At 71.4% G+C, this 6,785-nt stretch carries 8 protein-coding genes; 3 read left to right on the forward strand and 5 right to left on the reverse strand.

The features are described 5' to 3' along the window. The first annotated feature begins 157 nt into the window (after positions 1–157). Positions 158–916 (forward strand): CHAT domain-containing protein, encoded by a 759-nt coding sequence (locus tag A5481_RS30075; RefSeq protein WP_048436225.1) that lies wholly within the window; start codon positions 158–160, stop codon positions 914–916. A 127-nt stretch (positions 917–1,043) separates the two neighbouring features. Here the strand turns inward: A5481_RS30075 and A5481_RS30080 are convergent, their stop codons facing one another. Further along, positions 1,044–1,268 (reverse strand): hypothetical protein, encoded by a 225-nt coding sequence (locus A5481_RS30080; protein ID WP_048436226.1) that lies wholly within the window; start codon positions 1,266–1,268, stop codon positions 1,044–1,046. Between the two features lie 171 nt (positions 1,269–1,439). Next, the gene (locus A5481_RS30085) at positions 1,440–1,844 is read right to left on the reverse strand and encodes a DUF6894 family protein (protein ID WP_425339763.1); all 405 of its coding nucleotides are present in this window, start codon (positions 1,842–1,844) and stop codon (positions 1,440–1,442) included. Between the two features lie 275 nt (positions 1,845–2,119). On the opposite strand from A5481_RS30085, the gene A5481_RS30090 reads away from it, so the two are divergent. Continuing rightward, entirely contained in the window at positions 2,120–2,437 is a 318-nt protein-coding gene (locus tag A5481_RS30090) for a hypothetical protein (protein WP_048436228.1), read from the forward strand. Here A5481_RS30090 and uraH read toward each other — a convergent pair. Continuing rightward, positions 2,422–2,793 (reverse strand): hydroxyisourate hydrolase, encoded by a 372-nt coding sequence (uraH, locus tag A5481_RS30095; RefSeq protein WP_048436229.1) that lies wholly within the window; start codon positions 2,791–2,793, stop codon positions 2,422–2,424. The genes A5481_RS30090 and uraH overlap by 16 nt on opposite strands. A gap of 117 nt (positions 2,794–2,910) precedes the next feature. Here uraH and A5481_RS30100 point away from each other — a divergent pair, with 117 nt between their 5' ends. Beyond that, positions 2,911–4,266 (forward strand): 8-oxoguanine deaminase, encoded by a 1,356-nt coding sequence (locus tag A5481_RS30100; RefSeq protein WP_048436230.1) that lies wholly within the window; start codon positions 2,911–2,913, stop codon positions 4,264–4,266. 9 nt (positions 4,267–4,275) lie between these two features. Here the strand turns inward: A5481_RS30100 and A5481_RS30105 are convergent, their stop codons facing one another. After that, the gene (locus A5481_RS30105) at positions 4,276–4,980 is read right to left on the reverse strand and encodes an aspartate/glutamate racemase family protein (RefSeq protein WP_245239092.1); all 705 of its coding nucleotides are present in this window, start codon (positions 4,978–4,980) and stop codon (positions 4,276–4,278) included. A gap of 117 nt (positions 4,981–5,097) precedes the next feature. Then, the gene (locus A5481_RS30110; RefSeq protein WP_048436232.1) at positions 5,098–6,480 is read right to left on the reverse strand and encodes a M20/M25/M40 family metallo-hydrolase; all 1,383 of its coding nucleotides are present in this window, start codon (positions 6,478–6,480) and stop codon (positions 5,098–5,100) included. Positions 6,481–6,785: the final 305 nt, after the last annotated feature.

The raw sequence follows: 6,785 nt of genomic DNA on the forward strand, positions 1-6,785 counted from the left end.
CCAAAACTGAAAACGCTCTAATAGTCAGATTCGGGAATTTGGGGTTTCCTTATTTCGCAAGCTGGTGCCGGAAAAAATCCAGGCCAATCTCTGGCAATATCGCAAAAAGATCGATGGCATCCAGGTTATTTCGGAAGAACCCTTCATTCCCTGGGAAATGCTGTTCCTCATCGAGCCGGGCGAGACGATCTCGGACGAGGGCCGCTTCCTGGCGGAGCTCGGCCTCGTCCGCTGGCTCTACGAGGCGGGGCGGCATCCGCCGAGCCGGTTGGCGATCCGCAAGGACCGGGCACGCCACCTCATCCCCACCTACCCGGTGGTCCCGGGCATCGCGCTGAAGCCGCTGCCTGAAGCGCAGGCCGAAGCGGCGTTCCTCGGCGCGGCCTTCGGCTCGACGCCGATCAAGTCGGTCCTCACGTCGGTGACGCCCCTGCTTCAAGGGCCGGGCTCGTTCGACCTGCTCCATTTCGCGGGTCATGGGGCCGCCGCCGAAGGCGTGGTCGGCCAAGCCCGCCTGATGCTCGATGGCCAGATCGTGCCGCAGGGCTACGTTCCCGAATACCTGAGGGCCGATCACGTCGAGTTCAACATGAAGGCCGGAGATGGCCGGCCGGTCGTGGTGCTGAACGCCTGCCAGGCCGGGCGGGCGAACTGGCAGCTGACCGGGCTCGGCGGGTTCGCCCAGGCGTTCCTGAAAAGGGGCGTCGGGCTGTTCGTCGGCACGCTGTGGTCGGTCGGCGACGCACCGGCCCGGGTGTTCACGGAGGCCTTCTACAAGGCCCTGAAGTCCGGCCTCACCGTCGGCGAAGCCGCTCGACAGGCGCGGGGGGAGGCCAAGAACCCGGCCGACCCGACCTGGCTCGCCTACGCGGTCTACGGTCATCCCGGCGCGACGCTTGCGCGGGACGACGACTGACGGGACGCATCGGCGCCCGGCAACACCGCCGACGCGGCGAGCGAGACGCCGGCAACGGCGAAACCCGCACGCCTTCGGCGCGAAGGCTCAGGCCTTCTTCTTCGCCCGCGCCTTCGGCGCGAAAACCTCAGGCCTTCTTCTTCGCCCGCGCCTTCGGCGCGGGCTTGGCGGCAACGACGGCCTCGGCCTCGCGGGCGAGGCGCAGGGCCTTGAGGCGGGCGGTGTTGTCGTCCCGGTTGCGCTCGGCATTGGCAAGGTCGGCCCAGGCCTGCGCCGCCATCTCGGCCTGCATCTGGGCCCGCGCCGCGCGGGTCTCGGCCTGTCCGCGCGCGGTGCTGTCTTGGGTCGCCATGACGTCATCCCTCTTGCGAGGCGCGGGCGAACCGCGGCCTCGAGGGGCACCGGGCCGAACGTGCCGCCGAGTGCGGCCCGCCCCCGGCGCCCGACACTTATGTAGGGCGCGGCGGCGAATTGTCATGCGGGGCCCCTGCGGGCGCGCCGTGCCCCGGCGGCGGCGGACGCCTCAATGGGCGTTGGGCATCTCGTGCCGCGGTTCCTCGGGTGCATCGCCGGCCAGCGCCTCGGCGAAGGGGAATTCCAGCACCACCTCGCCGGCCTCGTCGGTCACCACCAGGCTCGCGGCGAGCAGCCGGTCCTGGTTCTTCGGATCGTCCATCATCGCCCGGATGATCGAGCGCGACGCCTCCCAGGCATGGTCGGGATCGCGCAGCTCCTCACCGTTCAGGTCGGTGATGACGTCCTCGCCGATATGCGTGTTGAAGAAGTACCGTGGCATGGGAAATCCTTCCGGCCGGACAAAGGCTCTCCCTGCCCTGTCCGTCGCGACGGGACCAGTCCCCCCATCGGAGGATGCGATGCCGATTTCGATGCGTTGTCCGGTTTGTGGATCGAGGACGACGAAGGTCATCGTCAACTCCTGCGCAACACGCCCCGCCGCCCGGTCCCAGTGAGAGCGCAACTTGTGGCAGAGATGAGGCCCGGTCCGCAATCCAGCGCCGAAATCCCGACGCCGGCGGTGCCGCGACGCCGATGCGGGCCGACCAATGGGCTAAGCCTGCCGGTGAGGAAACGGTTGCGCCTTGCCCGCGAGTCGGGCTTCCTGTGACGCGGGAATCCGGCGGAACGCTAGGTCATGAATACCGGCGTCGCCCGGCCTCCCCCGTGGGAGCCTCGAAACGTCGGATGTTGTGGCGCATCGTCAACTGGAGTCGCAGGCCGAGCCCGCCCGACCTCGTCGGCGGCTTCGACCCGATCTACTATCTCGGCCAGAACCCGGACGTGGCGGCGGAGGGGTGCGATCCCCTCGCGCATTACCTGCATTTCGGCTGGCGCGAGGGCCGGGATCCGTCGGCGGAGTTCAGCACCCGGGGCTACCTCTCGGCCAACCCGGACGTGGAGCGGGCGGGCGTGAACCCCCTGCTCCACTACCGCGAGCACGGCCTCGTCGAGCGCCGCCGCGGCTGGCAGCGGCCGGGCGCCCGGGATCAGCTGCCCCGGTAGGTGCTGTAGGCGTAGGGCGCGATCAGCAGCGGCACGTGGTAATGGTCGAGGCCCGGCCGGACCACGAAACGCACCGGCACCTCGTCGAGGAAGTCACCGGCCCCGGCATCGCCGATCCCGGCGAAATAGGCCCCGACGGCGAAGACCAGCTCGTAGATGCCGGGCCGCAGCGCCTCGCCTGCCAGGAGCGGCGCATCGCAGCGCCCATCGGCGTTGGTGAGGGTGCGGGCGACCTCCTCGCGGGCGCCGTCGACGAGGCGCCACAGCCCGACCGCCACGCCGGCCGCCGGGCGGCCGTGGGCCGTGTCGAGCACGTGGGTGGTCAGGCGCGGGGTCGAGGATGCGGGGGCTGACATCGGTCGTGTCTCCGGTCTCAGTCCCGTGGGGGTGCCCGAGGGCTGCCGCGCGGTCAAGCGCGACTTGACCCGCGCCGGCCGGGGCGCCCAGCATGGGGATCCTCCCCGGAGCTCCGCATGGCCACGCTTCTCCTGCGCAACGCCGACCGCGTCGTCACCATGGATGCGCGGAGGCGCGAGATCGAGGGCGGCTTCGTCCTCGCCGAGGACAACCGGATCGTCGCGGTCGGCGGGCCGGATGCGGCGCCCGCGACCGCCGACACGGTGATCGACCTCGCCGGCCACGTGCTGCTGCCCGGCCTCGTCAACACCCATCACCACATGTTCCAGTCGCTGACCCGCGCGGTGCCGGCGGCGCAGGACGCCGACCTGTTCGGCTGGCTGAAGGCGCTCTACCCGATCTGGGCCCGGCTGACGCCGGAGATGGTGCGGATCTCGACGCTGACCGCGATGGCCGAGCTGATCCTGTCGGGCTGCACGACTTCGAGCGACCACCTCTACCTCTTTCCCAACGGCTGCCGGCTCGACGACAGCCTCGAGGCGGCGGACGAGATCGGCCTGCGCTTCCACGCCGCCCGCGGGGCGATGAGCGTGGGCGAGAGCGCCGGCGGCCTGCCGCCCGACGCGCTGGTGGAGGACGAGGGCGCGATCCTCGCCGACACGCGCCGGCTGATCGAGACCTGGCACGATCCCGCCCCCCTGGCGATGCGCCGGATCGTGGTGGCGCCGTGCTCGCCGTTCTCGGTCAGCCCGGGGCTGATGCGGGACGCGGCCGCGCTCGCCCGGTCCACCGGCGTCTCGCTCCATACCCATCTCGCCGAGAACCAGGACGACGTCGCCTACAGCCGCGAGCGCTTCGGGATGACGCCGGCCGAGTACGCCGCCGATCTCGGCTGGGTCGGGCCGGACGTCTGGCACGCCCACTGCGTCAAGCTCGACGAGAGCGGGATCCGGCTGTTTGCCCGGACGCGCACCGGCGTCGCGCATTGCCCGTGCTCGAACATGCGGCTCGCCTCCGGCATCGCCCCGGTGCCCAGGATGCGCTGCGAGGGGGTGCCGGTCGGCCTCGGCGTCGACGGCTCGGCCTCGAACGATGCCGGCCACCTCCTCGGCGAGGTGCGCCAGGCGATGCTGCTCGCCCGGGTCGGCCACGGCCCCGCCGCCATGACCGCCCGCGAGGCGCTGGAACTCGCGACCCTCGGCGGCGCCCGCGTGCTCGGGCGCGACGACATCGGGGCGCTCGAACCCGGCCTGGCCGCCGATTGCGTCGCCTTCGACCTGCGCGGGCTCGCCCTGGCGGGCGCCCTGCACGATCCGGTCGCGGCCCTGGTGTTCTGCGCGCCGCCGGCCGCGGCGCTCAGCGTGATCAACGGGCGGATCGTGGTGCGGGACGGGCGGCTCCTGACCGTGGATACGCGGGTGCTGGCGGAGCGGCACAACCGCCTGAGCCGCCGGCTGGTGAACGGCGAGTAGCGGCCCGGATCACGTCTCCGCCAGGGCGAGGTCGACCGCCGCCTCGGCATGGAGCGCCGTCGTGTCGAAGAGCGGCACCGCGCTGTCCTCGGGGCGCACCAGCAGCATGATCTCGGTGCAGCCGAGGATGACGGCTTGCGCGCCGCGCGCGACCAGCCGGGCGATGATCGCGCGATAGGCCTCGCGCGAGGCCGGCAGCGCCCGGCCCTGGACCAGCTCCTCGTAGATCACCCGGTGCACCACCGCCCGGTCGTCGGCCTCCGGCACCAGCACGTCGAGGCCGTGGCGCGCCGCGAGGCGGCCCTTGTAGAAGTCCTGCTCCATGGTGAAGGCGGTGCCGAGAAGGCCGACGCGCGTCAGGCCCGCGGCGCGGATCCGCTCCGCCGTCGGGTCGGCGATGTGCAGGAGCGGCAGGCCGATCGCCGCCTGCACCGGGTCGGCCATGCGGTGCATGGTGTTGGTGCAGATCACCACGAAATCCGCCCCGCCCCGCTCCAGCCGCCGGGCGGCCGCGATCAGCTCGGCCGTCGCCTCGTCCCAGCGCCCCTGGTGCTGCAGGGCCTCGATCTCGCCGAAATCGAACGACCACATCAGGCAGCGCGCCGACCGCAGGCCCCCGAGGCGGGCGCGCACCGTCTCGTTGATGATGCGGTAGTATTCGGCCGAGCTCTCCCAGCTCATTCCGCCGATCAGGCCGATGACTTTCTGCGGCATTCCAGGCTGCCCCATCCGAGAAGACACCCTCGTCGGTCCCGGGACCGCGCAGCGGAACCCGGGATGACCCTGTGCGGCGGGAATCGGGATGCGGACGACCGCACCCCGATGCCGTCCCTACTTCGCCAGCGCCGCCAGGATCCGCGCCCAGCTGCGCGTGCCCTTGTGGAAGCTCTGCAGGTCGTACTTCTCGTTCGGCGAGTGGACCCGGTCGTCGTCGAGGCCGAAGCCGACCAGCAGCGTGTCGAGGCCGAGGGTGCGCTTGAAGTCGCCGACGATCGGGATCGAGCCGCCCGAGCCGATCGTGACCGGGGCCCGGCCCCATTCCTCGGCGAGCGCCTGCTTGGCGGCCTCGAGCGCCGGCATGCCGTGGGGCAGCGCCAGCGCCCGCGAGCCCTTGTGGGTGACGACCTCGACCGAGCAATCGGCCGGGATGCGCTCCTGGACGAAGGCGCGGAAGTTGCGGTCGAGCGCCTCGGGGTCCTGGTCGCCGACGAGGCGGAACGAGATCTTGGCGCTGGCCTGCGCGGCGATCACCGTCTTGGTGCCCTCGCCGGTATAGCCGCCGATGATGCCGTTGACGTCGCAGGTCGGCCGGGACTGGATCTGCTCGATCAGCATCCGGTCGCGCTCGCCGGCCGGGAGGTTCAGGCCGACGGTGCCGAGGAAGCTCTCGGGCGTCAGGTCTAGGCCGCGCCACTGCTCCAGCACCTCCGGCGGCGTCTCGTGGACGCCGTCGTAGAAGCCCGGCACGGTTACCCGGCCGTCCTCGTCGTGCAGGTCGGCGATGATGCGCGACAGCACCCGGATCGGGTTGGCCGCCGCCCCGCCGAACAGGCCGGAATGCAGGTCGCGGTCGGCGCAGGCGACCGTGACCTCGAAATAGGCGAGGCCCCGCAGCGACGAGGTGATCGCCGGGGTATCGCGGTCCCACATCCCGGTGTCGCAGACCAGCGCGAGGTCGGCCTTCAGCGCGTCGCGGTTCGCCGCGACCCATTCGGGCAGGAACTTCGAGCCGTCCTCCTCGGCACCCTCGACCAGGATGGTGACGCCGACCGGCAACTCGCCGTCGATCGCCTTGAAGGCGCGGCAAGCCTCGACGAAGGTCATCACCTGGCCCTTGTCGTCGCAGGCGCCGCGCGCGCTGATGACCTTGCGGCCGTCGGGCAGGGTCGCCATGCGCGGCTCGAAGGGCGGCGTCTCCCACAGGTCGAGCGGATCGACCGGCTGCACGTCGTAATGGCCATAGAACAGCACGTGCGGGGCGCCGGGCTTGGGGTAATGGGCGAGCACGACCGGGTGGCCGCCGGTCTCGCGCAAGCCGGCCTCGAAGCCCATGGCGGCGAGGTCGCCCTCAAGCCACTCCGCCGCCTTCCGGCACTCCGCCGCGTAGGCCGGATCGGTCGAGATCGACTTGATGCGCAGGAAGGCGAACAGCCGCTCCAGGGAATTGTCGAGGTCGCGGTCGATGTCGTTGAGGATCCGGTCGGGCGCGGCCATGCGGGGTCTCCGGGTACGAGGCGAATCGGGCGCGGCGACGGGGGTCGGGCCGCTTGCCCGCCATCCCTAGCGCAGCACGCGGGCCGCCAGAAGCGGAGGCGGCGCGCGGAATCCGGCGGCCGGGCCGCTCCGGGCGCATGGACCCGGCCGGAGCCGGCTGCGCCTGCCGTCTAAGCTGACTTGGTTGGCAGGCCACACGGTCCACGACACCGCGACCGCGGCCCGACCATAGGGGCGGACGATCCTCGTGAGTCTCCCCCTTTCCCGGACGACTGAAACGACGTGGAAGGAGATCCGGGATCCAG

Source organism: Methylobacterium platani, from assembly GCF_001653715.1.
Lineage (GTDB): Bacteria > Pseudomonadota > Alphaproteobacteria > Rhizobiales > Beijerinckiaceae > Methylobacterium > Methylobacterium platani.